The organism is Cohnella herbarum, assembly GCF_012849095.1.
In the GTDB taxonomy this organism is placed as follows: domain Bacteria; phylum Bacillota; class Bacilli; order Paenibacillales; family Paenibacillaceae; genus Cohnella; species Cohnella herbarum.
Window position 1 is genome coordinate 8,124,774 of sequence record NZ_CP051680.1, and the last position, 24,231, is coordinate 8,149,004.

At 50.7% G+C, this 24,231-nt stretch carries 20 protein-coding genes; 16 read left to right on the forward strand and 4 right to left on the reverse strand.

Annotated features, from left to right (window positions below; translation table 11 throughout):
• Positions 1-52: 52 nt before the first annotated feature.
• Positions 53-520, reverse strand: a complete 468-nt coding sequence (locus HH215_RS34140; RefSeq protein ID WP_169283981.1) for a hypothetical protein — start codon at positions 518-520, stop codon at positions 53-55.
• A gap of 204 nt (positions 521-724) precedes the next feature.
• Between HH215_RS34140 and HH215_RS34145 the strand changes: the two genes are divergently transcribed.
• Together HH215_RS34145 and HH215_RS34150 are read left to right on the forward strand one after the other, a co-directional pair.
• Positions 725-1,147 (forward strand): tellurite resistance TerB family protein, encoded by a 423-nt coding sequence (locus HH215_RS34145; RefSeq protein ID WP_169283982.1) that lies wholly within the window; start codon positions 725-727, stop codon positions 1,145-1,147.
• A 376-nt stretch (positions 1,148-1,523) separates the two neighbouring features.
• Positions 1,524-2,357 (forward strand): fibronectin type III domain-containing protein, encoded by an 834-nt coding sequence (locus tag HH215_RS34150; RefSeq protein ID WP_169283983.1) that lies wholly within the window; start codon positions 1,524-1,526, stop codon positions 2,355-2,357.
• 87 nt (positions 2,358-2,444) lie between these two features.
• Here HH215_RS34150 and HH215_RS34155 read toward each other — a convergent pair whose 3' ends face one another.
• Positions 2,445-3,470, reverse strand: coding sequence for a C40 family peptidase (locus HH215_RS34155; RefSeq protein ID WP_169283984.1), 1,026 nt, complete (start codon positions 3,468-3,470; stop codon positions 2,445-2,447).
• A 1,349-nt stretch (positions 3,471-4,819) separates the two neighbouring features.
• Here HH215_RS34155 and HH215_RS34160 point away from each other — a divergent pair.
• The 3 genes from HH215_RS34160 (at position 4,820) to HH215_RS34170 (ending at position 8,233) form a co-directional block, all read left to right on the forward strand.
• Positions 4,820-6,346 carry a prenyltransferase gene (locus tag HH215_RS34160; protein ID WP_169283985.1) on the forward strand — a complete coding sequence of 509 codons (1,527 nt, stop codon included), beginning with the start codon at positions 4,820-4,822 and terminating at the stop codon, positions 6,344-6,346.
• Positions 6,347-6,506: 160 nt separating this feature from the next.
• A complete protein-coding gene (locus tag HH215_RS34165; protein ID WP_169283986.1) occupies positions 6,507-7,199 on the forward strand; it encodes a copper homeostasis protein CutC in 693 nt (230 codons plus the stop codon).
• 26 nt (positions 7,200-7,225) lie between these two features.
• Positions 7,226-8,233, forward strand: a complete 1,008-nt coding sequence (locus HH215_RS34170; protein ID WP_169283987.1) for an asparaginase — start codon at positions 7,226-7,228, stop codon at positions 8,231-8,233.
• A 60-nt stretch (positions 8,234-8,293) separates the two neighbouring features.
• Here HH215_RS34170 and HH215_RS34175 read toward each other — a convergent pair whose 3' ends face one another.
• Together HH215_RS34175 and HH215_RS34180 are read right to left on the reverse strand one after the other, a co-directional pair.
• Positions 8,294-10,075, reverse strand: a complete 1,782-nt coding sequence (locus HH215_RS34175) for a cache domain-containing sensor histidine kinase (protein ID WP_169283988.1) — start codon at positions 10,073-10,075, stop codon at positions 8,294-8,296.
• The gene (locus tag HH215_RS34180; RefSeq protein WP_169283989.1) at positions 10,068-11,597 is read right to left on the reverse strand and encodes a response regulator; all 1,530 of its coding nucleotides are present in this window, start codon (positions 11,595-11,597) and stop codon (positions 10,068-10,070) included. The genes HH215_RS34175 and HH215_RS34180 overlap by 8 nt, the downstream gene beginning before the upstream one ends.
• Before the next feature lie 187 nt (positions 11,598-11,784).
• Between HH215_RS34180 and HH215_RS34185 the strand changes: the two genes are divergently transcribed.
• The 11 genes from HH215_RS34185 to HH215_RS34235 all read left to right on the forward strand — a co-directional run bounded on the left by HH215_RS34185 (position 11,785) and on the right by HH215_RS34235 (position 24,140).
• Positions 11,785-12,681, forward strand: coding sequence for a carbohydrate ABC transporter permease (locus tag HH215_RS34185; RefSeq protein WP_169283990.1), 897 nt, complete (start codon positions 11,785-11,787; stop codon positions 12,679-12,681).
• Between the two features lie 15 nt (positions 12,682-12,696).
• Positions 12,697-13,515: a carbohydrate ABC transporter permease gene (locus tag HH215_RS34190; RefSeq protein WP_169283991.1), complete on the forward strand. Its 819-nt coding sequence runs from the start codon at positions 12,697-12,699 to the stop codon at positions 13,513-13,515.
• 35 nt (positions 13,516-13,550) lie between these two features.
• Positions 13,551-15,011 carry an ABC transporter substrate-binding protein gene (locus HH215_RS34195; protein WP_169283992.1) on the forward strand — a complete coding sequence of 487 codons (1,461 nt, stop codon included), beginning with the start codon at positions 13,551-13,553 and terminating at the stop codon, positions 15,009-15,011.
• Between the two features lie 118 nt (positions 15,012-15,129).
• Positions 15,130-17,163 carry an alpha-L-fucosidase gene (locus HH215_RS34200; RefSeq protein ID WP_169283993.1) on the forward strand — a complete coding sequence of 678 codons (2,034 nt, stop codon included), beginning with the start codon at positions 15,130-15,132 and terminating at the stop codon, positions 17,161-17,163.
• 29 nt (positions 17,164-17,192) lie between these two features.
• On the forward strand, positions 17,193-18,692 hold the full coding sequence (locus HH215_RS34205; RefSeq protein WP_169283994.1) for a sulfatase: 1,500 nt from the start codon (positions 17,193-17,195) through the stop codon (positions 18,690-18,692).
• Between the two features lie 135 nt (positions 18,693-18,827).
• Positions 18,828-19,415 (forward strand): chromate transporter, encoded by a 588-nt coding sequence (locus HH215_RS34210; protein WP_310735625.1) that lies wholly within the window; start codon positions 18,828-18,830, stop codon positions 19,413-19,415.
• Between the two features lie 14 nt (positions 19,416-19,429).
• Positions 19,430-19,963 (forward strand): chromate transporter, encoded by a 534-nt coding sequence (locus tag HH215_RS34215; protein WP_169283995.1) that lies wholly within the window; start codon positions 19,430-19,432, stop codon positions 19,961-19,963.
• Between the two features lie 17 nt (positions 19,964-19,980).
• The gene (locus tag HH215_RS34220; protein WP_169283996.1) at positions 19,981-20,973 is read left to right on the forward strand and encodes a formylglycine-generating enzyme family protein; all 993 of its coding nucleotides are present in this window, start codon (positions 19,981-19,983) and stop codon (positions 20,971-20,973) included.
• Between the two features lies 1 nt (position 20,974).
• Complete coding sequence (locus HH215_RS34225) at positions 20,975-21,151, forward strand: SGNH/GDSL hydrolase family protein (RefSeq protein ID WP_169283997.1); 177 nt, start codon at positions 20,975-20,977, stop codon at positions 21,149-21,151.
• Positions 21,152-21,517: 366 nt separating this feature from the next.
• Complete coding sequence (locus tag HH215_RS34230; protein ID WP_169283998.1) at positions 21,518-23,350, forward strand: sensor histidine kinase; 1,833 nt, start codon at positions 21,518-21,520, stop codon at positions 23,348-23,350.
• Entirely contained in the window at positions 23,343-24,140 is a 798-nt protein-coding gene (locus HH215_RS34235) for a response regulator transcription factor (protein WP_169283999.1), read from the forward strand. The genes HH215_RS34230 and HH215_RS34235 overlap by 8 nt, the downstream gene beginning before the upstream one ends.
• Positions 24,141-24,231: the final 91 nt, after the last annotated feature.

Below are 24,231 nucleotides of genomic sequence, written 5' to 3' on the forward strand. Positions count from 1 at the left end.
TTTCTAACGCGGCTAGGGAGGATGGATTTATACGCTTTGCTGGTTCGCGAGGTTAACCGGCGATAATAAAGGGGATCGATTCCGCATTGTGAACGTAATACTCTAATGACTGAGTCAATACTTGCGTGAACGCGGGCTCATTCGTTGTAGGGATGACCCAGATCGTTCTATCTTTCATGGCCGACTTGGGAAGCCTGTAATCGTTGTCTCGTAGGTGGATCTCCATAGACTCCGGTATCTTATCCGTACGAAGCGTCAAGCGAATATGCCCGACCGCTTTGAATAGATTGCTGTATTCCGTCATTTCCGCGTAATCCCAACGGATACTTTCGATATTTTCCAAGAAGAAGAGCTTATCTGCACCCTCCTCGTTGACCATACGGACCTGATCCATGATGATACTGCTTTTGTTAAGAAGAAAATCAGCCATTTCCAAAGCATGGATTTTCCTGCTGGCCTTAACGAGTATAGAAAAAGACACATTTAACGTTGCGCGTTCCGAGCGTGGGTTTCTGATCATCGTGACAATATCGATCTCCTTCGAGGTTTGAAATTTTGATTCGCTAACTATCTTACATAAGTTTATGTGCGAATTTTGCTAAAATGTCGGGTCTAAATCTAACTATTATTGTCGATCCTCCCTATTTCGTTTTCCAAACAGGAAAAAAGCCCGAAGCGTCGAATTGATTACGAACATACTTTCATACAAAAGGAGCTGTCGGCATTGTTTTTACATTTTCTTCAGTCGCAAGAACATAAAGAAGCCTTTCTGGAATTGGCACGAGTCGTCGCAAAAGCCGATGGTTACGTAAGCGGGAACGAAGCGCGGAATTTACGGGCTTTCAGGATAGAGATGGGCATGGAGGAAGACGCTAAGCAGGTAACCCCGTTTCCTTCGAAGAGGGAGCTTTCCGAGATTATCGGCGGCATACGGGAGGAGCAGATCAAGAACGTCTTCTTCGCGGAAATTCTTCTGCTCGTATTCGCGGATGGCGATTATAGCGACGACGAGAAAGAGATCGTTCTGGAGATGAAACGGCTATTCGGTTATTCGGAAGAAATCTACGAGAAGTTCAAGGATTGGGTCATTCGCCAAGATCAAGTGAAGATCGAGGGAATGAAGCTGATATTGGACCCGACTTTCTGAACCTTATCTAAGATATAGGGGAACCTCGCTCACGCTTGTCGTGATCGGGGTTCTTTTCGTTTGCGATCGAAATAACAAGCGAACGGGAGTAGCTTAAAGAGTCGGATAACGATAAGACCTCCATCCCGACAGGGTGGGGGTTACTCTTTCGATTCCTCCATGATTAGGAAAAACGTTTTTCAGAGAGTATTTCTAAGATGATAATGTGTTTTTTTACCGAGATTAATAAGGGGGATTGTTGTCTATAAAATGGAGTGATAACCTTATCTTGTAAGAAAAAATGATCTATAAAGGAGGAAGATGACACAAATTAACCGGATCGAACGGGCAGTGCGATGACGGCTCGAAAACTCTAATTGAGAAGGAAGTGCGGATCATGAAATCGAAGAAATGGCTAGTCGCTTTTATTGCCCTTATGCTGCTGATTCCGGCGATGTCGGCTAATGCTGCGACAGGAGCTTACGTAACGAACGTCACATCCAATTCATTGACCTTGTCGTGGACGCTTCAGCCCGGGGAAAATTATGTTTATGTTTATAAGGACGGGTCCTTGTATTCCACAATGGCGGGGAATGGCATCAACGTTACGGGGCTCAGCCCTTGCACGACGTATAATTTCAATGTTGTCAGCGGCCAGAGCGGGTATACCAGCACTTCGACAATCGCAACGACATTGGGCTGCGATCCGACTCCAACCGCTCCGGTAATTACGTATACGACCGGCCCTTTTTACAATATCAATCTTTCATGGACTTCGACGAACGCGACCAACTACGACATTTACAAGGATAACGCGTTCGTGGCCAACACGACAAACACGTCCTACACGATTTCGGGCTCGATGAGCACGACCCATGCGATTAAAATCGTCGCCAAAAATAATACGGGACAGTCGGCTTCTTCAACGATTTACGTCACGTCTCCCGGATTCTCCAATTCATGGACGGCAACATTAAACGCAGGAAACATCAGAGTAGGTACGGCAATAGCCAACCAAAGCTATACGACTTCCACGACCATGTATATGGATCTGTATCGCGTAACGGCTTCGGGAGACGTATTCGTAGCAAGCACAAGCGTATATCTTAACCCTTCGCAATCGACGGGAGGCTGGTACAATCTGGCCTACGGCCAGCCGGCGGGAACGTACAAAATCACGCTCCATTCCGCTTATGCCACGACGTCCGGAGTTTCATTGGGGAATTTCTAAGAACTGAAATGACGATAAGGAAGAAAAGAGCAGACGGGCTCGCTTCAGCGAACCTTGCTGCTCTTTTCTTATTTAGCGAGCATCTCGTTAAAAAAGCCGCCGAGCCGTAACGAACCGTTTTTTCCACTTCTCGTCGAAATCGGCGACATGCACGCCCTTATCCTTGGAGAACGTATGGAGAATCCGGTTGTCTCCCGCGTAAATGCCGACATGTCCGATTTCAAGCCCCCGGGCGCCGAAAAACAGCAAATCTCCTTTGCGGAGCTCGTCCAATCCGACTTCTTTTCCTTCCTTGGCTTGATTATAGGAAACGCGCGGCAGGTCGATGGACAATACTTCGTTGAACACATGATGGACGAACGAGGAACAATCGAACGTTAACGTTTGGTCGGGATCCGCCCCGAACTCGTATGGAACGCCCAAATACCGCTCACCGAAAGCGATCAGCTCATCCCCTCGAAGCTCGGTCAACTCAGCATTCGAGTAATCGGTGTATTGGGGCTTGGCCGAGACGAAACCGATTTTATCGTCCTGCGTGCGCACTTCCAACCAATTCGCGTCGATCGCTCGAAGAACTTGAATCTTCTCTCCTTTGGCAAGCATCCGGGTCACGGGCGCATCCGACGCGGTATCGGGTGAAACTCTCAAATTCACACCGTAAATGACCGTATTCTTATACTCCCGCGAGGACGAGATCGTAATGTCGCCGGAGTACGCGTGCCATTGGACGAGATCGCCGAGCGTCTCGCTAATGAACCTCAGAGGAACCATAGTAAAGCCGTTAAGGATCCTCCCGGGTTGGGAAACCGGGATTCGATCTTTATTTAAGTACGCTGACGTTTCTCCGATACGATATGTAAAGTTCATCCCGGGTTTCGTCGCATTCACGGTCTGAGTTCCGTTATCCCAATCGATTGCGATTCCGTGCGCCTCGAATAAGGAGCGCATAGGAACGAGAGTGCTGCCGTTCACGATAACGGGATCGGTAGTTAGCGCTAGTTTCTTACCGTCCATATAGACGTCCGACGGATCGTTCTTCTCTGCCGCGTGGATTGGAGCCGCCTGCGCGAGCAGCAATCCCGTTAACGCGATCGAACCGAATTTTTTAAGCATGCTGGAGCCATCATCCTTTCGTTTCGGTGCCGTACACCTTATTACGAAAGAACGAGGCGGTTTGTTGTGTGGAAAATGGTGGGAGGGTACCTGCTTAGAGCTTTTGGAAGCTGGTTTATTGAATTCTTTTATTCCGCAGCAAACTTTCCCGGGAGTCGCCGGGTAATACTTATAGAACAGCACGAAAGAGGGGATTCCGGTTGGAGGATGATTGCCGCAAGCCGTTCAAACCGTGATTTTTCTGCATTTTATTGCGAGAGCGAATAATGCGGTATTATATTTCTTGATTCTGCGCCGCCGAGCCCAATAGCACAGCGATGCGGTACGATATAGACGGCAATAATGAAGCCTTTGGTGCAATAGTGCCAAAAAGTAACGCTACAGAGCCAACTACGAGCACGGATGGGGTAATAGTGCCAAAAAGTAACACTACAGAGCCGACTTCGGGCATGGATGGGGTAATAGTGCCAAAAAGTAACGCTATAGCACCGACTCAGAGCAAGATAGGGTAATAGTACCAAAAAGTAACGCTATAGCACCGACTCAGAGCAAGAAGATGGGGCGATTGTGCCTGAATGTCTGCGACTTACATCACTTTCCCTCGCTATCCTACCAATTTGACCGTTCAGCTCTATCCTGTGCACCAACTCTCCTATACCCACCATCTGATGAAGATAAGATACTTAACAATGATGGACAAGCGTTGACTTCGATATTGAGCAAGATTTGCTTTAGAAGTTGACGGATTATATAGATCTTGAAGCTGCGCCGCCGAGCCCAATAGTACCGCGATGCGGTACTATTCCCATGAAGCTGCGCCGCCGAGCCCAATAGTACCGCGACGATGTACTATCTCTCTTGAAGCAGCGCCGCCGAGCCCAATAGTAACCGCGATGCGGTACTATTTCCCAAGAAGCTGCGCTGCCGAGCCCAATAGTACCGCGATACGGTAATATTTCCCAAGAAGCAGCGCCGCTGAGCCCAATAGTACCGCGACGCGGTACTATCTCTCTTGAAGCAGCGCCGCCGAGCCCAATAGTACCGCGACACGGTACTATATCGCATGAAGCAGCGCCGCCGAGCCCAATAGTACCGCGATACGGTAATATTTCCCAAGAAGCAGCGCCGCTGAGCCCAATAGTACCGCGACGCGGTACTATCTCTCTTGAAGCAGCGCCGCCGAGCCCAATAGTACCGCGACACGGTACTATATCGCATGAAGCAGCGCCGCCGAGCCCCAGCTTACTGTTTTAAGCTCGAGTGGTATAATGAGAAAGCATAGCGTACACGCGCGGGAAAATAGAAAGAAGAAGTTTTGAGCTAAGAACGGGATAGGAGGATATGAATAAATGGCGCAACGAAGCAGGCAGGAAGTGCTCGAGTATCTGAGCCGGGCGGAGGTAGCCGCGGTCGGTACTTCCAATATGGGATCGCCTCGCCAGAGGATGATGCATTTCGCCGCGGACGAGGAGTTCCAGTTTTACTTAACGAGCACGAAGGGCGATCCGAAGGTCATTCAATGGATTAATATCCCGGAAACCGCGATGCTCATCCACCAAGGGGCCACCTTCATGGAGATGGAGGAGTGCGAAATCATCGGCCGGGCGGAAGTGTTGAAGGAAGAGAAGGATCGGAACAAAGCGATCGAACTGCTCGTCAACCGTTCTCCGATCGTTGGGCAATTTCATCAAATCGGAGCCCTCGATCGGTTGGAATTTATTCGGGTGAAGCCGTTTACGGTCAAATATCGCTATGTGCCGGAAATTCTGCAGGGCGAACCCCCGACGGTGTTCGATTTCGAAGAAAACCGGGAAAAGGTGAGCGTGTGGGACGACGTGAGAGCGAAGGCGCGGGCTTGGAAAGAGGCCGTTCGCCCGTTGTCGCTGACCGCGGCGTTAGTGCCGATTTTATTAGGCGGGGCGTTGGCTTTGTCAGGATCGGCGGAGTTTAACGTGCTTCACTTTATTTTGACCTTATTCGGGGCAATCATGATTCAGGCAGGTACGAATATGATCAACGATTGGAAAGACGCGGAACGGGACGGCGAAAATCGAACCGGAATCCGGCCGTTCACGGGCGGTTCCAGGATGATCCAGCTCGGATTGATCTCGCGGGCGGACATGTGTTTCTTCGGGTTGGCATTATCGATCGGCGCCGCTTTGATCGGGATTTATTTAGTCGCCGTTAGCGGTTGGGGATTGATCCCGCTTATCTTATACGGAATCATTGCCGGTTTATTCTATACGAACAACAAGGGGAAATTCTCGTTCATCAATATGGCTCCGGGTATCGCCGAGTTCCTTATCGCAACGACTTACGGCGTATTCATGACCATGGGAGCGTTCTACGTGCAAACGGGCCACTACTCGATGCAGGCGTTGCTGATCTCGCTTCCCGTCGCGCTATTCATAAGCAACGTCCTGTTAATCAACCAGTTCCCGGACGCGGAATCCGACGCGAAGTCGGATAAGAAAACGCTGGTCGTGCGTCTCGGCAAAAAACAAGCTAAAAACGTATTGATCGCCGGATTCATAGCCGGCTACGCGATCATCGGTATTTTGCCGCTGCTCGGCTACGGACCGTTAACGCTTTACTTTGCTTTTCTATCCGTTCCTTTCGCGATTCAGGCAATCCGATACGCGCATCGGTATTACGACAAGAACGCTACGGATCTCATCCCCAGCAACGCGCATACGGCCATCAACCATTTGTTCAACGGTTTGCTTCTCGTATTCGCTTTTCTGTTGGGAGCGGTAAACCTTGTCGTGCCCGTGTTATATTTATTGGCATCCTTTGCGCTAGTGTTCTGGGTGTGGAATTATATCGAGCGGCAGAGAAAAGTAATGAACGACTTTAAAGTCGCTTTCCGAAAATAATCGAACTCTCAAATCAAACCCCGTTCATGCGACTGACGGGGTTCTTGGTCTATTACGAATGCTCGATAGGCATAAGGCAAATACGCTATCTCTATTGGACGAAGCATTCGATTTCTGTTATCTTAAATTCCGTGCTTTTATTAATGGGGAGGCTTCCGAAATGATCCTAGAAGTAATTGCAACAAGCGTAAGGGATGCCAGATTGGCTCAGGAAAATGGAGCTAACCGAATAGAGCTCATCTCCGGCATCGTCGAAGGCGGAGTAACGCCTAGTTACGGGTTGGTTAAAGAGGTCGTGAAGGCGGTCGACATTCCCGTTAACGTGATGCTGCGTCCTCATGCGAACAGCTTCGTCTACGACGCGGACGACTTAGCGGTCATGAGACGCGATGTTCGGGCCATTCAGGCGTGCGGAGCCGCGGGTTTCGTGATGGGGATGCTGACGCTGGACAACCGGATTGACGAGAGGGCATTGGAGATGCTGCTTAGCGAAACGGGGACTTTGCCCGTTACGTTCCATCGCGCGTTCGATGAGCTCGAAGATCGGCACGCGGCGCTGCAACTGTTGAGCCGGTATCCGACGATCCGTAGAGTTCTGACCTCGGGCGGCAAACCCAGCGTTCTGGACGCGAAACCTGAGATCGCGGAGTTGGTAAAGTTATGCGAAGGACAATCTATCGAGATCTTGGCCGGCAGCGGACTTAACGTGGAATCGTTGGATGAATTCATTAAGCAGACGAAAGTCGCGGAAGTTCATATGGGCACGGGAGTGAGAGTGAACGGCCGAGCGCTTGAACCGATCGATCCGAATAAACTGCAAGCGGCCGCCGCGATCACTAGTCGTTACAACTAGATTCAACATAGATGGAGGGTATTCGGATGAATAAATTGTTGGTGCAAGAGTCAAGAGGAGAACTGGTCGAGTGCGAATACGAAGGACATATTTGCGGAATTTCCTACTCGGGAGACGTTCTGTACCGGTTCGGGAATCCCGAGCACGTAACTCATATGCGATCGGCAGCCAAGCCGATCCAAGCGATCCCTTCTTTCCGTCATCGGATCGACGAGCGTTATCCGTTTAGCGACAAAGAGCTTACGATCATGACCGCATCCCATCGCGCCGAGCCGTATCAAGTTCAAGCGCTGGAGTCTATGCTCGGCAAGATCGGAATCGACGAGAACGAACTGGTGTGCCATTCGACTTATCCGCTGAATGCGGACGCTAGGCACGAACTTGTCGCGCAAGGCAAGCCCGAACGTCACCTTTACCATAACTGCTCGGGCAAACACCTGGGCATCTTGGCATATTGCAAGAGCAAGGGCTACAGCACGGAGAATTACGCGGATCCGAATCATCCCGCGCAGCAAGAAATTTTGGCAACGCTATCCTTGCTTGCCGAATACCCGGCGGAACGGATCGTAGTCGCGATCGACGGTTGCGGTTTCCCGGTGTTCGGACTGCCGCTTCACAATATGGCCAAAGCCTATCTGAAGTTCGCTTGTCCGGAACTGATCGAGGATCTCGCGACGCGTTCTGCCGTCGAGCAGATCGGAAAGCTGATGAACGACAATTTCGAGATGGTGTCCGGGACGGGGCTTATTTGCTCGACGTTGCTCAAGGATTCCAATATCGTGGCTAAAGGCGGAGCCAAGGGCGTTTATTGTTTCGGTCTTCGAAAAGAGAAGATGGCTTTCGCCCTTAAAGTGATGGATGGCTCTGAAGACAAGTGGCCGATTATCGTGGCTTCTATCCTCGAACAAATCGGTTACGATCGCCAAGAGACGATAGACAGCATGTACGAACTTTGTCCTAGACAATTCACGAACGGTAATGGAACGATCGTTGGCGCGAACACGGCCGTATTCAAGTTGGAGAAAATCGGTTAAGCGCCCTTATACGATGGACGATCGAAAAAGACGCAACCCGGAAAGCAGCAAGAGCTGCTCTCACGAGGTTGCGTCTTTTTCGATTTTCGGAAGCTTGTAAGTGACCGTAGTTCCTTTGCCATGTTCGCTTTTCAGTGAAATTCCGCAATCCGGGCCGTAATGAAGCTCGATTCTTTCCTGCACGTTGGCCAGTCCGATATGTTCCGAGACGGACTTGGTTTCGCGGTGCCGCAAGTGTCGTTGAATGTCCGCAAGTTCGTCAGGCGTAATGCCCTGACCGTTGTCGGACACTTCGATCACCGTATAATCGTCCGTCTCGTAGCCGGAAATCTCGATGCGTCCTTCGCCGGGAATCATTTCTAGTCCGTGGTATATCGCGTTCTCGACGATAGGCTGCAACGTCAGCTTCGGGATCCGGTATGCGAGTAGATGCTCTGGGATGGAGACGATCAAGCTGAACTTATCGTCGTAGCGGATTTGTTGGATTTCCACATATCGAACGACCTGCTTCAATTCCTCTCGCAAGGGTACCACTTGCTCGCCTGACGAGATGCTGTAACGAAACATTTCGGATAACATCTTGGCCATCCGGGAAAGCAACGGAACCTCTTCGATGACGGCGATCGCATTCATGGAATCGAGCGTGTTGTACAAGAAATGCGGGTTGATCTGCGAATGAAGCGCCTTAAGCTGGGCTTCCTTTCGGGTAATCTCCGATTTGTATACATGGTGAACGAGCGTATGGATTTCTTCGGTCATCCGGTTGAAGCTTCGGGTTAATTGTCCGACTTCGTCGGTGCTTTGAACGTCCAATTGAATGTTGAAATCGCCGGCTTGCACCTTTTTCATTTTCTCTTGGAGAGTCCTGATCGGTTGCGTAATCCGCCTGGATACATAATTCGAGATGACAAGGGCGATGATCAGGGCGAAGAACCCGATGCCGATCGTGATATCCCGGTATTTGTTGGAATTGCTTTGAATGCTGCTTAGCGGATCGAGAGTAACGAAGCGCCAACCCGTGACGTCCGAATAGGTAGAGCTGACGAACATGCGCCGACCCTCGATATCCATCCATCCCGACGAATTTCCGTGTATGCCGCCGCCTTCGGCCCATTTTAGCCCGATTCGTTCAATAGCGCTGCTGTAGACGATTTCGTTGTCACCGTTCAGAATAATGACGTTGGTCAATTTCAAGCCGCTTAGCAGCCGATAGATGTCCATAACGCTAATATCGATGACGATTCCGCCAAGATTGGCGTTACCTGTCGTATTGTTGATTTTCCTGACCAGAGAAAACGTATAAGGCGAAGCGGATGACGAAGGAATGAAGTACGAACGCTTGAAGGGGCCGGCGACCTGCACTTCCCCTTGCAGGGCTAACGCTTGCGTATACCAAGGTTGATCGGCGAAAGTCTCTCCGATGTAGAGAGGGTCTCTCTGAATCATCGTCCCGTCCTTCGTGACGATCGTGACGTTGTGGATTTCGCTCTTGATCCCCATATAGCCGTACCATTCGGCAAATTGTTGGAATAAGCTGGACTTCCAGCGCGTCTGTTCGATGATATCGGTAGGCAGGCCTTTATTCAGCAATTGCTGAATTTCTCCCGTATAGATGACCCGGCTGTACAGCTCGAGGGAGTTGAAATATTCTTGGAGGTTCTGCGAAAGCAGCTTCATCTCCAGTAGCCGGTTTTCTTGCGTCTGCGTTTGCGTGACGCTTATGGTCGTCATGTATAGAATACTGCCAAGGATTAACAAAGGAATGAGGATGACCAAAGAATAGGAAAACAACAGCTTGTTCTGCAAGCTGCTATTCCAGCTAGTCAGCTTGCTCTTAATCAACGGCGGCATCCTCCTTATACTGGAGAGGGGTAACGCCCGTATATCGTTTGAACAGCTTGCGGAAATGCTTGAGATCCTGATACCCGCATTGAATCGCGATATCCCCGATTTTACCGTTCGGATTGCCTTCGATCAGCCGTTTCGCGTGCTCCATTCTCAGTTGAGTCAAATATTCCAGGAAGTTTCGGCCGGTATGCTGCCGGAATAAAGTGCTGAAATAACCCGGGCTCATGTAAGAGGTAAGCGCGAGGTCGGTTAGATTGATCGGTTGTTCGAAATTAGCGTCGACGAACGCTTTGGCTTTCTCCAGCGCATCCTTGATTTTCTCGGCTTGCGCTTGGGGCTCGGCATCTAGGCAACGATTGAAATAATCGGCTACGATGTCCCGCTTGGACAGCATTCCGGCTACGTGAGGGAGGTTCTTAGCGATTCGGAACGCTTCCAGGTAATCTCGTTCGTTCGTCAAACCGGCTTCGAACATCTCTTTGGCTCCCCTAAGCAGGACATAGGGGAAGATGCTGTCGATCCAGTCCTGGCTCATCGTCGAAGAGGTAGGATAATGACTAAGATCGTTAAGCTTGTCCAAGATCGCCGTACGATTCCCTTGCTTCATCAAGATGAACCATTCCCGCTCCCATGCCGCGTTCAAAGGGATTTCAACGGATTCCGATATTTCCGAATCGTCGTTACCCAAAGACGAAGGCGCCGATCCTTCGGGTAAACTGGCTTGAAGCGTATAGGCCTCGTAAGCTTTGGCAACGGATTCTCTCAACCGGTCGATCCCTTTGACGACGGTTCCGATACCCGCCAGCCGATAGACGCTCCGATCGGAAAGCATCGTACGAAGAATGGAGAGGAGTTCGCCCATGTCTTCCGTCGAACCGACCGCGATAAGCGTGTAGGTATGATCTCTTGTCCGCAGCAGGAAGATTTCGCATCGGTTAGCCAGAAATTGAAATTCTCCGAACAGCTTCCTTCTATCCATCTCGCATTCGAACATCGAAGCGACGAAATGATCTTCCCCTTCTGGAAGACGTATGTCGGACCAATCCTCAAGCATGCTTTCTTCCTCGTCGTAAGCGCCTTCAAGCAAGAGACGGAAAAATTGTTCGCGGGTGTTGTAAAGATGGTCCGCGGCTTTGTTTCTGGCGCCTTGGGTTTTCTCGATCAAATCCTTCATCAGCGCGTTGAGTTCAAGCTTATCCACCGGCTTCAGCAAATAATCCGCCACCGAAAGCTGGATGGACTTACGCACGTAAGCAAAGTCGTCGAACCCGCTAATGACGAGGAAAGCGACGTGGGGATATAATTCCTTCGCTTTCTCGATGAGCTGAAGCCCGTCCAACACCGGCATTCTCACGTCCGTAATGACGACGTCGACCTCCAGCTCGCTCATCGCTTCCAGCGCTTCATGCCCGTTCGCGCACTCTCCCGCGAGCCGCAAACCAAGACGATCCCATTCGATCATCTTGATGATCCCAGCACGCGATAACCTTTGATCGTCCACCACAAGTACTTTCATCTGTCCTCATCCTTTGTCTCGGTTGCATCCTGCCTCTTAAAATTACGGACTAGTATATCACAACTTTTCATGAAAGAACGAGTTGCCCGCTCCGCAAAAAAATGTACCCCCTCATGAAAAAAGATCGCGTCCTATACTCCTAAAACGGTTTCACTTAAAGTTTAGAGTATCGATTGGAGGGCACGACATGACAAACACGGCAGGATTTTTCCGCAAGCACTGGAAAGGATACGCTTTCCTCATTCCCATATTCCTCGTTCTCGGGACCTTCAAATACATTCCGTTCTTCAACGCGGTGAAGATGTCGTTCTACGACTGGAACGGCGCGAACGTCAAGGATTTCATCGGATTTGACAATTTCATTCGCTTGTTCCAAGACGACACGTTCTATACGTCTTTGAAAAATATCGGGATATTCACGGTGAGCGGGATACTCATTCAGCTGACGGTGCCGCTCATTGCCGCGGTTCTCGTCTTCCATGTGAAGAACATGAAGCTGCAGAACATGCTCAAGGTATGGTTCGTTATCCCTTTGGTCATTCCGAGCATCGTCATTTACCTGACTTGGCAGTGGATCTTCGCGGGGGAATACGGCGTGCTTAATCAATTTCTCGAAGCGATCGGGCTCGATTCTTGGACTCATGCGTGGCTCGGAGAAAGCAAAACGGCGATCTGGTCCATCATCTTCGTTAACTTTCCTTGGATCGGGGGAATTACGTTCCTACTGTACTTGGCGGGTCTGATGTCGATTTCTAGCGAACTGTTCGAGGTTGCAAAGCTGGACGGAATGAACGCGTGGCAGCGATTTATTCGCTTGGAGCTTCCTCTCGTGCGCAGCCAGGTTAAACTCGTCATGGTGCTCACGATCATCCAGCAAATTCAAAGCTTCGAGAACATTCTCGTGTTAACGAACGGCGGACCGGGGGATACGACGATATCTCCTGCATTGTATCTGTACACCAAAGGATTTTCTTACAGCGAGATGGGATATGCGTCCGCGATTGGGCTCGTGCTGTTCATTATTTTGCTGTTGCTGACTTTGATTAACAATAAGTTCGTGAAAAACACAGATAAAATCGACTAAGAAGGTGAAAATGATATGAACAGGAAGCTATTGGCATTGCCCCATTACGGTTCTCTAGCTCTCTTGCTAGCGTTGACGCTTTTCCCGTTTTATATGCTCATCGTCAGCTCGGTTAAATACACGGAGCAAGCGATTCATAATTTCTGGGGCATCTCGTTCCCCATTCATTTCGATAACTACTCGGCGGCCTTCAAACAAATCGCACCTTTCATCGGCAATACGGTGTTGATTTCTTCCGCGATCGTCGTCGGAGTCGTGCTGATCTCTTCGTTAGCCGCCTATTCGTTCGTCAGGTTTAACTATCCGGGTAAGCAATTGTTCTTCGTTCTTATTCTTTCGCTCATGATGATTCCCGGTTACTTGATCCTCATTCCCCAGTTTTTGCTCGTTCAGAAGCTGGACATGTTGAATACGTATCAAGGTCAGATTTTTCCCCCGATGGCTTTCGGAGCCGCGATGGCGACCTTCCTGATGAAAACCTTCTTCGAAGGGATTCCGAAAAGCTTGATCGAAGCGGCGGACATGGAAGGCGCGGGCGAGCGGCAAATTTTTCTCAAAATAATCATTCCGCTCTCTCTGCCGATAATCGCGACCGTCGCTATCATCAATTTCTTGGCCGGCTGGAACAACTATATTTGGCCGCTTGTCGCAACGAACGGCGATGCCGTTAAACCGGTCATCCTCGCGCTCAGCACGATAACGGGGAACATGGACCAAGGCGTCGGGGTTAAACTCGCGGGGTATATTATTTCTTCGATCCCGCTGCTACTGCTTTTTGTCGTCGCTACCAAACCTTTCATCTCCGGGGTTACTTCCGGGGCAGTAAAGGGTTAGGATAGAAAAACATCATGAATAAGGGGTGGGTTTGCATGTTTAAGAAGAAAAACGCTTTGTTATCGACGTCGCTCGTCTTGAGTATGGGAGTTGCGTTGTTAAGCGGGTGCGCTTCGGGAAATTCCGATTCTAGTCCGGAATCGAGTTCGTCGGCCGGAGCCGCGGCCAAGTCCGTGAATCTGACGTTCGCGGTCGAAACGCCGAAGGACGAAGAAACGAAACAAGTGTGGCAGGAAATTATCGACGGTTATACGAGCAAGCACGACAATGTCAAAATCAAGCTGGACTACGCTCCGAACGACGGGGATTCATTCAGAACTTGGCTCACGACGGGTTTGATCGGCGGAACGTCTCCCGATATTATTCCAAGCCGTTATACATGGACTCATGAGGATCTAAATAAAGATTTGATCGTCGATCTCTCTTCCGAATACGACAAACCTAATCCGTACGCGGGCAACAAGGTGTGGAAAGACACTTTCACCCCGTCGATCCTGAACGAAATGAAAAACCCGACTTCGGGCAGTATTGCGGGGATTACGTTGCAAACGTTATCCATCCGCGTATTCTACAATCAAGATTTGTTCGCGAAGAACAATCTGGCTATTCCGAAGACTTGGACCGAATTCCTGGACGTTCAATCGAAGTTGAAAGCGGCCGGCGTAACGCCGTTCGCGTTCGCGAACTCGAAACCGGGCGATAACCACTATCTGTGGGCCGTTAACATGATGACGAATCAAATCGCGGCGGAGAAAGTAAGAAGCTACGACTTCAACAACAATAGACAGCTCGAATTGAACGAAATCGCGGCATCCGTCGACGAAGGCGCGGTAAACCTGGAGTCCGCGGACTGGACGGGCTATATGCCGATCATGAAAGACTGGTCGCAGTATTGGGCGAAGGGATACAACGCGATGAACGGCGACGCGGCGAAAGAAATGTTCTTGCGCGGCGATGCGGCGATGGTAATGGCAGGCAACTTCGAATTGAAGACCATCCAAGACTCCAAAGCTCGCAACTTCGAATACGGCACGTTCGCTTTGCCTTACTTGACCAAGGATCAAAACCCGAACGCGGCCGAGAAAAACTACGAGCTGGGCGGATATCCGGATCTCGTGTTCGCGATTCCGAAAAAAGTAACGGGCGACAAATACGCGGCGGCAGTGGATTTCTTCATGTATTTATCCTCGCCTGAAGTGGCAACGATCATGGGCAACAAAATGTACGTCGCGACGACGCTTGCCAACGTCGAGTTGCCGGCTAACTTGAGCGGCTTCCAATTCGTGGGCGACCGCATTCTGGTTAACTTCTATGCGGCGCATATCGACAAGAAGCTGAACGAGGACCTGGTGAAAATCGGTCAGTTGTACCTGGAAGGCACGATTACGGAGGAGAAATACAAAGCCGAATTGCAAAAGACGCTTAAAGCGGATATGACGACCGTACTGAAAACGAATAACTGGAACAAGGAAAACCTCTACGGTACGAAGCAATAATTGTTAATAATCGCGATATAGCGGATTGACCGACAACGAGAAGATCATAGGCGGGAGGAGCGTCCGGCAGGACTGTTCCTCCTTCCTTATATCCGACCTGACGAGAAGGAGATAGACCATGACTACGAATAGCAACTGGTTTCGGGAGAACATCAGACAGGTTCATATAGATTTTCATATGCCGGAGTTTCCGCGCGACGCAATCAACAATTTTAACGCCCAAGAGTTCGTCTCCCATTTCGTAAGAGCGAAAGCGAATGTGATCGGCGTATTTACCAAATGCCACTTCGGAAACGCGTTTTACGACAATACGGTCGGACATAAGCACAGCGGATTAAAGGAGGATTTCTTCGGGGAAGTGTTAGCTGAAGCGAGGAAAAACGACATCAAGGTAATCGCGTACTACTCGCTCGGAACGGACGCCCATGCGGTGCTGAATAACCCGGATTGGTATCAAGTCGACGAGTTCGGCAAAGTCCGTGGGAGTGAAGGGACCGTATGGGAGCTGCCTTGCATTAACAGTCCATATCGCGAAGAATTGGTGATCCCTCAGGTAAAGGAAATTACCGAGAAATACGAGATGGACGGATATCTGTTCGATATTCCTTACATTCATAATCACTATTGCTTCTGCGACTATTGCAAAAAGAAATTTGTCGAGGAATACGGCCAAGAGCTAACGCCGGAGCTGCTGAAGACGAACCGCGAGCTTGTCATCGGCTTCGGAATCGATTCCGCCGCGCGCTGCATGAAAGAAATCCACGACGTCATCAAGAAAATCCGTCCGGAAGTGCTTGTCAATTGCAACGGAGCTTGGCGCATGGGCGAACCGGCATCGGTAAACGCGACGAGCGATTACGGGTTATGGGAATCTCAGCCGTCCGCAACCGGTTCGTTCTTGGGACATTCCATTCGCGCTCGCCACATTCGCACGTTGGACGTTCCCGTTCAAATTATGACGGTACGCTTCACTGAGGGCTGGGGACTCATGTCCTGCAAGACGGCCGAGCAATTGAAGTTCGAATTCGCTTGCATCATGGCGAACGGAGGCATTATCAATATCGGCGACCAAGTGATGCCGGACGGTTCGTTGCAGGGCGGCGTTTACGATATTATCGGCGAGGCGTTCTCCTTCGTGGAAGAGCGGGAAGCATATTGCATCGGCGCGAAGAGCGTCCGCGGTATCGCGGTCATCGCAGACAACACGAGCAATTGGTACCATGACAAGGACGATTCGGCGACGTTCGGATCAGCGAAAATGCTGATCGAAGGGCATCGTCAATTCGATATCTATTATAACGACGAGTTTCCGGATTTGGCGGGTTATCGGGCGGTTGTCCTTCCGGAGAACGTCAAATTATCGAAGGCATCGATCGAAAGGCTGGAAGCTTTCGTACGAGAGGGAGGTTTGCTGCTGGCCGAAGGCGCCGCGACCTATTCCAAGGAAACGAAGGATTTCGGGCTTGCAGACGTACTGGGCTTGCATTACTTGGAGCGGACTCCGTATCCGTTCGCCTATTTCACGGAGAACGAACGGTTGTGGAACGGAGTCGCCAAGATACCGCAGCTAGTCGAAGGGGAGTTCATTAAGACGGTTCCTACGACGGCCGAGACGTTAAGCTTGATCCAATGGCCGCTTACCGTACCTGCTGTTAATCGCGCCTTCCGTCATCCGATGCCTCCGGCGGGAACGATCAGCGATTTTCCCGGCATCAGCGTCAACCGTTATGGGGAAGGAACCGCTCTTTACGTGGCGGCCCCCGTATTCCGCACTTATTGGAACAGCAATCATTTCTGGGTGAGGCGGATCATTACGAATCTGCTCGATCGGTACGATACCGGCAAATATTTCGAAACGAACGCTCCCGTGCACGTCGAGACGAACTTAATGGAGAAGGACGGCAAGAAGATTCTTCATCTGATCAACTTCCAGAACATCCATGCGGGCGAGAAGAGCAGCTCGTTCTACGATCCGATCGAGAACATTACGCCGGTTCATGACATCGAAGTGCGAATTAACGATAAAAAGATTCGATCGGCAACGGTTCGCCCGGGCAACGAGCGATTGGTTACGGAAGAAACGGAGAAAGGAATTCGGTTTACGGTTCCTAAAGTCCATATCCACGCGATGATCGAATTAAGCGCGGATTAATCCAGATTAGAAGACAGAGGTGATTGTTCATGAACAGTATCGTTATCGTCTGCGACACGTTAAGGAGGGATCACTGCGGTCCCTATCATCTGGGGCGTCCGCTGAATCAAGTGACGAGCGCGGAGCAGCAAGATTGGGTCATTCCTACGCCGAACATGGACCGTTTGGCGGAGAAGGGTATCGTTTTCGACAACGCGTATTGCGGATCGACGCCTTGCATGCCGGCCAGAAGGGATATTTACACGGGGCGTTACGAATTTCTGGAACGCGGATGGGGACCGCTCGAGGAGGACGATCTGGATCTGCCAAGGCAGATTTCGGGACCGCCCAACCAATCCATGTCCGAACAGTTGAAGAACGGGAATCCCGTCAGTTACTTCATCACGGATCACTTTCATATGTGGGAACAGGGAGCCGGCAATTATCATATGGGGTATACCGGATTCGAGTTTATTCGCGGACACGAAGCGGACGCTTGGAGAACGGATCCCGTCGAGTTCCCATGTCCCGATTCGGAGCGGGTCACGAAGCTGGAAAGGCATTTCCGCAACGTTCATCTTACCCGCAAATCCGAGGAGGATTATTTCTGCGCCCAGATGTTCTCCAAAGCCTCTGAATGGTTGGAAGCGAATTATACGCATAAGGACTTCTACCTTCATTTGGATTGCTTCGACCCGCACGAGCCGTGGGATCCGCCCGAGGAATACGTCAAGATGTTCGATCCGAGAGGGTACGACGTCGACCGGTTTATCCCGCAAGCGCCTTACGACGAATGGCGCAATCATATGAACGAAGATCAATTGAAGCACGTGCAAGCTTGCTACGCGGCTAACGTCGTTCTTGTAGATAAATGGCTCGGCAAGCTGCTCGACAAGATGGACGAGCTCGATCTGTGGAGCAACACGATGCTCGTTTTCACGACCGACCACGGCACGTATAACGGAGATCTTGGCCGTACGGGCAAGCTGCAGACGCATCAATACGATGCCGTTTCCCATATTCCCTTCATCGTGGCTTATCCTCATGGGGGGCAAGGGACGAGAAGGAATCAATTGGCCCAACTCGTCGATATTTATCCGACCGTGTTGCGGGCGACGGGCAAGGCATGCCCCCCGGATCGGCACGGATTGGATTTGACGCCCGTGTTCGAAGACGAAGCGGCGCATCTGCGGGACTACGCGATCAGCGGCATGTTCGGGAAGAGCGTCACCGTCACCGACGGCCGCTGGGTATTGCATCAATCGCCGAACGCGGACAACCAGCCGCTCTATTGGCACGGAACTTGTCTGGCTAAATTCATTCCGTACGATCTGGGTCCTTACCGGGACGGCGTAAGAGCCGTTACGGATTGCGCCTCCTGGCCGACTCCGACTTGGTTGAGCGATAAGAAACTCGATCCTAGCGAGCATAATAACTTGGTCGATCGGGAGCCGGAGCAGGCGGCGAGGCTGCGGCAAGCGTTGAAGGAAACGTTAATTACGCTTAAGGCGCCGACCGAGCAATTCGCAAGACTGGGTCTTCGGGATTAGAAGGTTATAGACGAACATGACGAGCGACCGCGCCAGCGGTTGCTTCGTCGTGCTTCGCGTCAGCAAGAGGAAGGTGATCATCGAGTGATTTCGCAACTTAGAGCAAGATTATCCATACTCGGGCAAATCTTTTGGGTGTTTTTCAAAATCGGACCGTCGAGCTTCGGTGGAGGTTATGCGATGATTCCCGTCATCGAAAGGGAAGTCGTTCAGAAGCGGGGATGGTTAAGGCAAGAGGATATCGCCGATCTGGTGTCCGTGGCGGGAAGCGCACCCGGAGGAGTCGGCGTCAATTCGGCGGTGTTCATCGGATATCGCAAATCCGGCGTAACCGGCGCTTGCATGGCGGTGCTCGGCATTACGCTGCCGACGTTCGCGATCGTTTTTCTGCTAAGCGTGTTCTACCTGCATTTCGAGAACAATCCGAAGATAGCTGCGGCGCTGAAAGGCATTCACGGAGCGATCATCGCTTTGATTTTATTAGCGGCGTTCAAAATGGTCAAAACATCGATCTTCGACAAGGCGACGACGGTCATCGAAATCGCGGCCCTCGGAGTGCTGCTCTTCACTTCGATCCATCCGATCTACGTCATTGCTGGCGGGGTCTTAGCCGGCATCCTTATCGTCGGAGCTAAGGAACGGACGGGAATGAAGGTTCGGACGGAAAAAGAGACGACTCCCGCTTCCGATCAGCAGCTGTTGTTTCCGGAATATTATATCTAGGTCGGGGGATAGATATGCTGGGCAAGTTGTTTTTCGTATTTTTGAAAATCGGATTCATTTCGTTCGGAGGGGGTTATGCCGTCATTCCGATGATCGAACGCGAAATGAACCATCGCGGTTGGGTCGACGCCAATGAGTTTCAACAGATCGTCTCGTTGGCGGGCATGTCGCCAGGACCTATCGCCACCAACAGCGCGACATTGATCGGATTCGATTTGGCGGGTTTTCCCGGCGCGATCGTAGCGACGATTGGCATGGTAATGCCTTCCCTGCTCATCGTCATTCTTATAGTCGCCTTCTGCATGCGGTATCAAAGCAATAAACGGGTAAAAGCTTCCTTCTACGGTCTTAGACCGGTCGTTACCGGATTGATCATCTATGCGGCTCTGCATTTCGGTTTTCTGTCCCATACCGAAACGATATTCACTTGGCCTACGCTTATGACATTGCTAATTAGTATTGGCTGCCTATATGCCATTCTTAAATATAAACTTCATCCGATCGTCGTCATCGTAGCATCCGGCTTTGCCGGCATTATCTTATTCTAGGCGGGAGGTGGCGCGACATGCGGAAGAAAATCGATGTTCCTTCCTGTTGCTCGGCGAGAAGGGATACCGTCGATTCGGAGAGCATTCGGCATTCCCGATTCGAAGCGGACCTGACCGATAGGGAGTCGGAAAATATCGCATCATCCTGGGATAGCCGAGTAGGAATGGTATTGATTCCGGGGGGAACGTTCCTAATGGGTACCTCCGATCGGGAAGGGTTTCCCGAGGACGGGGAAGGTCCGGTAAGGCAAGTCGCCGTCGATTCCTTCTATATAGATGTAACCGCGGTAACGAACGATCAATTCGCGAAGTTCGTCTCGGCTACGGGATATCGGACGGAGGCGGAGGTGTTCGGATGGTCTTACGTGTTTCATTCGTTCGTCACGACTCGATCCAGGGAACAAGGCTCTCGTGCCGTTCCGTATACGCCTTGGTGGCTGGCCGTGGATGGCGCCGATTGGTCGCATCCCGAGGGAGTCGGTTCGAATGTGGGGAACCGGGGAGACCATCCGGTCGTTCACGTGACGTGGAACGATGCCGCGGCTTATTGCCGCTGGGCGGGCAAACGTCTGCCGACGGAAGCCGAATGGGAATTCGCCGCGCGGGGCGGGCTCGTTCAGAAGAGATATCCTTGGGGAGACGAGCTCAAGCCGGGCGGCGAACACCTTTGCAACATCTGGCAAGGAAAGTTTCCCGAAGTGAACCATGCCAGCGACGGTTACGAAGGGACGGCGCCGGTAAGAGCTTATTTGCCTAACGGCTACGGCTTGTACAATATGGCCGGTAACGTATGGGAATGGTGCGCGGACTGGTTTGACCGCGATTACCATTCGGTCGGAGACGCGGACAATCCCCGGGGACGACAAGTCAGCGATATGAGATCGATGCGCGGCGGCTCCTATTTGTGCCACAAATCCTACTGCAACCGTTACAGGGTCGCCGCTAGAAATAAGAATACGCCAGACAGCTCCTCAGGTAATACCGGCTTTCGCTGCGTGGCGGGCGTTTGAAGTGATCGGGAAATTGATGAAAACGAAACCGGACCGAGTTATCGATACGTTATCCGTTGCCGGAAAGTCGTCTCCGTCCGAATGGCTGGAGGCGGATGGAATCCATCCTTCAGCTGAGGGACAGATCGCGATCGCGAAACGGCTTGTCGAAGCCCTAACGGGAGGGACTGAGGAGTGAAGCTGACGCCGAACCACCCGCCCGCGGTTCCCCAGGAACCGTGGGTTTTTTTCGTGAAATGCGCGAATAGGGTGTTCAACAAGAAATAAGGTGATGGCGTAACGTTAAGCGTTTTCGATAACGATATGGAAGCGATAAAGGCCGCAAAAATGGTTTTCTCTAGCGATTTGTTCAATGCCGGGCGAGACGAATCCCAATATTCCGTACCATTTCCAATCGTCAAGGGATATCTTTTCTTCGTCTCATCGTTATAATAGAATACTCCAGACGTTATTTTGTGAAAGCGCATACAAAAAAATGAGACAAACACAAACACAAACACAAACACAAACACAAACGAGTCAGTCATCAAAAAGGGGTCTTCGAATGATGCAATGGAAAAAGAGGTTTCCGAGGGAATTGAACCTGCGGACGAAATTGTTGCTCCTCTTCGTCTTCCTGATTTTGTTTCCGTTAAGCCTGCAAGGAATCGTAACTTATCGGCATTTTTCGGATACCGTAGATCGGAAGACCGAGCAATTCACCATCGATATCGTGCGGCAGATTAACGCGAATATGGATCGGCTCCTGAAAGATTACGAGAGACTTTCGTTGATGCCTCTATATGACGAGATGGTTCTGAAAATATTAAGCAAATACGATGGGGAGATGGGCTCGGCGTCTTGGGCGTCTTCGGACGATTATATGAAAATGAAGCTGTACACTTCCGCCCATGCCTACGATAGAGCGGAAATTCGCGGAATCCATTTCGTGAGCAACAGCGGCATTCTGTTCTCGAACGTAGACTCTATGGCGGTCGATTCGGTGTGGGACAGCAGACAGGACGAGTGGTTCGCCGAGGTGAATCGATCGGATGGAGCGTGGATGTTGATTCCTCCCCATATGCCTTCCTATTATAGCGGGACATCGACCGAACCTTACATCACGGTAGCGAGAATGATACGCGAACCTAATACGCTCAAGCGTCTTGGTTATATTCTTATCGATATTAAGCTGGACGCTTTCCGAAACATTTTGTCCAATTTGAATTTCGAACAAGACGCGAATCTGATTATTATGGATAGCCAGAAAAGATTGCTCTTCGAACGAAAATCGGGAACCGAGATTTCCGCTTACGACGATTTGCTGCAGCATGATCAGCTTCGGAAAAACGGCGGCAACCAGAAAATCGAGCTGGGCGGTCAGCATTATTTGTACGTTCAGCATCATTCCAATTATTCGGGTTTATCCGTTATTAGTTTGACGCCGATTAAAGTCATTCAGAAGGAATCGCGGGAACTATGGACGTACACGTTGTGGTTTGCCGTCTTATGTTTGGCGATCGTTACGATATTGGCCGTGGGGATTTCTTATCGGATCACCCGCCCGCTCATCGAATTGAAGAAGAAGATGGTCGGCGTCGAGCAAGGGGATTTCAACAAGCGGGTTTCGACGTTCGGCCATGACGAATTCGGTCAACTGGGGCGCGGATTCAACAAGATGATGGAGGAGATCAACCGACTTTTCAACGAGGTTTTCGTCCTCGGAATCCGGGAGAAGGAAGCGGAGCTTTCCGCGTTGCAAAGCCAGATCAATCCGCATTTTATTTATAACACTTTAGAATCTATCAGCATGATGGCGATTCGAAAGAATAACGCCGAAGTCTCGGATATGGTTTCCGCTTTAGGCAAGCTATTAAGATATACGATCGATAAAGTCGACAGGCAAGTTCCGTTAAAGGAAGAAATTCGGTTCGTACAATCTTATGTTCAGATCCAGCAGATGCGTTATGGGGAAAGGCTGCGGGTGGAATACGAGATCGACGAAGATATCGTCGACATTCCGATTCCGAAGCTGATTCTGCAGCCGCTAGTGGAAAACGCTTTGTATCATGGGATCGAGGCCGAGGAAAACGGAGGGACGATCTGGATATCCGCCTTGCGTTTCGAGAACGAGCTGCTTATTACGGTTAGAGACGACGGAAAGGGACTGACGGAGACGGAGATCGAACAGTTGAATTTGAAAATCCGAACGCAGCCCTCCTATCAGAGTTGGCGGAGAGAGGGTCAGAGCGGGCTCGGCATTCCGAATATCGCGCAGAGGATCATGTTTATTTACGGCGAACGCGGGGACTTGACGATAGACGGCAGTCTTGGGCAAGGACTCGCCGTTACGATCACGATACGAATCCAAGAGACAGGCGGTGGCGAACATGTATAAGGTGTTACTCGTGGAAGACGAAACCGTCATCCGCCATGGGCTGCGGGAATTGATCGGCCAATCGTCCAGCCAATTCGAGGTGACCGGCGAAGCGGCCAACGGAATGGAAGCATTGGAGTATTTGAAATGCGATATCCCCGATCTTATGTTCACCGACATCCGCATGAGAGAGATGGACGGATTGACGCTAGTATCGAAAGTAAAAGAAATGTACCCGGATTTGCCCGTCGTTATCATTAGCGGCTACGGGGAATTCGATTACGCGCGCAAAGCGATCGAGTTCGGAGTTTACAAATATTTGTTGAAGCCGATCGAACGGCTCGAGCTGGTTACGACCTTGGATAAAATCAAGCTGGCGCTGGATCATCGTCACGGGATATCGCCGTCCCCGTCGCAGAGCGCGATGCTCAACGAATCGAACGCAGGCGGAGATACGAGGAAGCTTATTCGCGACGTGAAGGAGTTCGTCAAGCTCCATACCGATAGCGATTTGCGTCTTCAGACCGTGGCGGCCAGGGTTCACTTGAACGCGACTTATTTAAGTCAACTATTCAAGGCGGAGACGGGAATGAACTATTCGGAATACGTATCCTACACCCGGATGGAGCGGGCCAAGTGGTTGCTCGCCAATACCCGGCTGAAAATCTACGACGTCGCCCGTCTGTCCGGGCACCAAAGCCCGAAGCATTTCATGCTCGTTTTTAAACAACAGGTCGGACTGACGGCAGGGGATTACAGGGATCAATACGGTCAAGCTGGCTCGGAAGATCGGGTCAAGGACGATGTATAAAGAAAACGTACTATTTCTTAAGTTGGCGTGATTTAAGCAAGCATCGCACCCCCGCTATACTCAAGAGGCACCAACATAATGCTACCTACTA

Excerpts from the sequence above, each read along its gene's own strand:
- HH215_RS34140 (WP_169283981.1), bottom strand. The coding sequence starts at position 520 with ATGATCAGAAACCCACGCTCGGAACGCGCAACGTTAAATGTGTCTTTT.
- HH215_RS34150 (WP_169283983.1), top strand. The coding sequence starts at position 1,524 with ATGAAATCGAAGAAATGGCTAGTCGCTTTTATTGCCCTTATGCTGCTG.
- HH215_RS34155 (WP_169283984.1), bottom strand. The coding sequence starts at position 3,470 with ATGCTTAAAAAATTCGGTTCGATCGCGTTAACGGGATTGCTGCTCGCG.
- HH215_RS34160 (WP_169283985.1), top strand. The coding sequence starts at position 4,820 with ATGGCGCAACGAAGCAGGCAGGAAGTGCTCGAGTATCTGAGCCGGGCG.
- HH215_RS34165 (WP_169283986.1), top strand. The coding sequence starts at position 6,507 with ATGATCCTAGAAGTAATTGCAACAAGCGTAAGGGATGCCAGATTGGCT.
- HH215_RS34170 (WP_169283987.1), top strand. The coding sequence starts at position 7,226 with ATGAATAAATTGTTGGTGCAAGAGTCAAGAGGAGAACTGGTCGAGTGC.
- HH215_RS34180 (WP_169283989.1), bottom strand. The coding sequence starts at position 11,597 with ATGAAAGTACTTGTGGTGGACGATCAAAGGTTATCGCGTGCTGGGATC.
- HH215_RS34185 (WP_169283990.1), top strand. The coding sequence starts at position 11,785 with ATGACAAACACGGCAGGATTTTTCCGCAAGCACTGGAAAGGATACGCT.
- HH215_RS34190 (WP_169283991.1), top strand. The coding sequence starts at position 12,697 with ATGAACAGGAAGCTATTGGCATTGCCCCATTACGGTTCTCTAGCTCTC.
- HH215_RS34195 (WP_169283992.1), top strand. The coding sequence starts at position 13,551 with ATGTTTAAGAAGAAAAACGCTTTGTTATCGACGTCGCTCGTCTTGAGT.
- HH215_RS34200 (WP_169283993.1), top strand. The coding sequence starts at position 15,130 with ATGACTACGAATAGCAACTGGTTTCGGGAGAACATCAGACAGGTTCAT.
- HH215_RS34205 (WP_169283994.1), top strand. The coding sequence starts at position 17,193 with ATGAACAGTATCGTTATCGTCTGCGACACGTTAAGGAGGGATCACTGC.
- HH215_RS34215 (WP_169283995.1), top strand. The coding sequence starts at position 19,430 with ATGCTGGGCAAGTTGTTTTTCGTATTTTTGAAAATCGGATTCATTTCG.
- HH215_RS34220 (WP_169283996.1), top strand. The coding sequence starts at position 19,981 with ATGCGGAAGAAAATCGATGTTCCTTCCTGTTGCTCGGCGAGAAGGGAT.
- HH215_RS34230 (WP_169283998.1), top strand. The coding sequence starts at position 21,518 with ATGATGCAATGGAAAAAGAGGTTTCCGAGGGAATTGAACCTGCGGACG.
- HH215_RS34235 (WP_169283999.1), top strand. The coding sequence starts at position 23,343 with ATGTATAAGGTGTTACTCGTGGAAGACGAAACCGTCATCCGCCATGGG.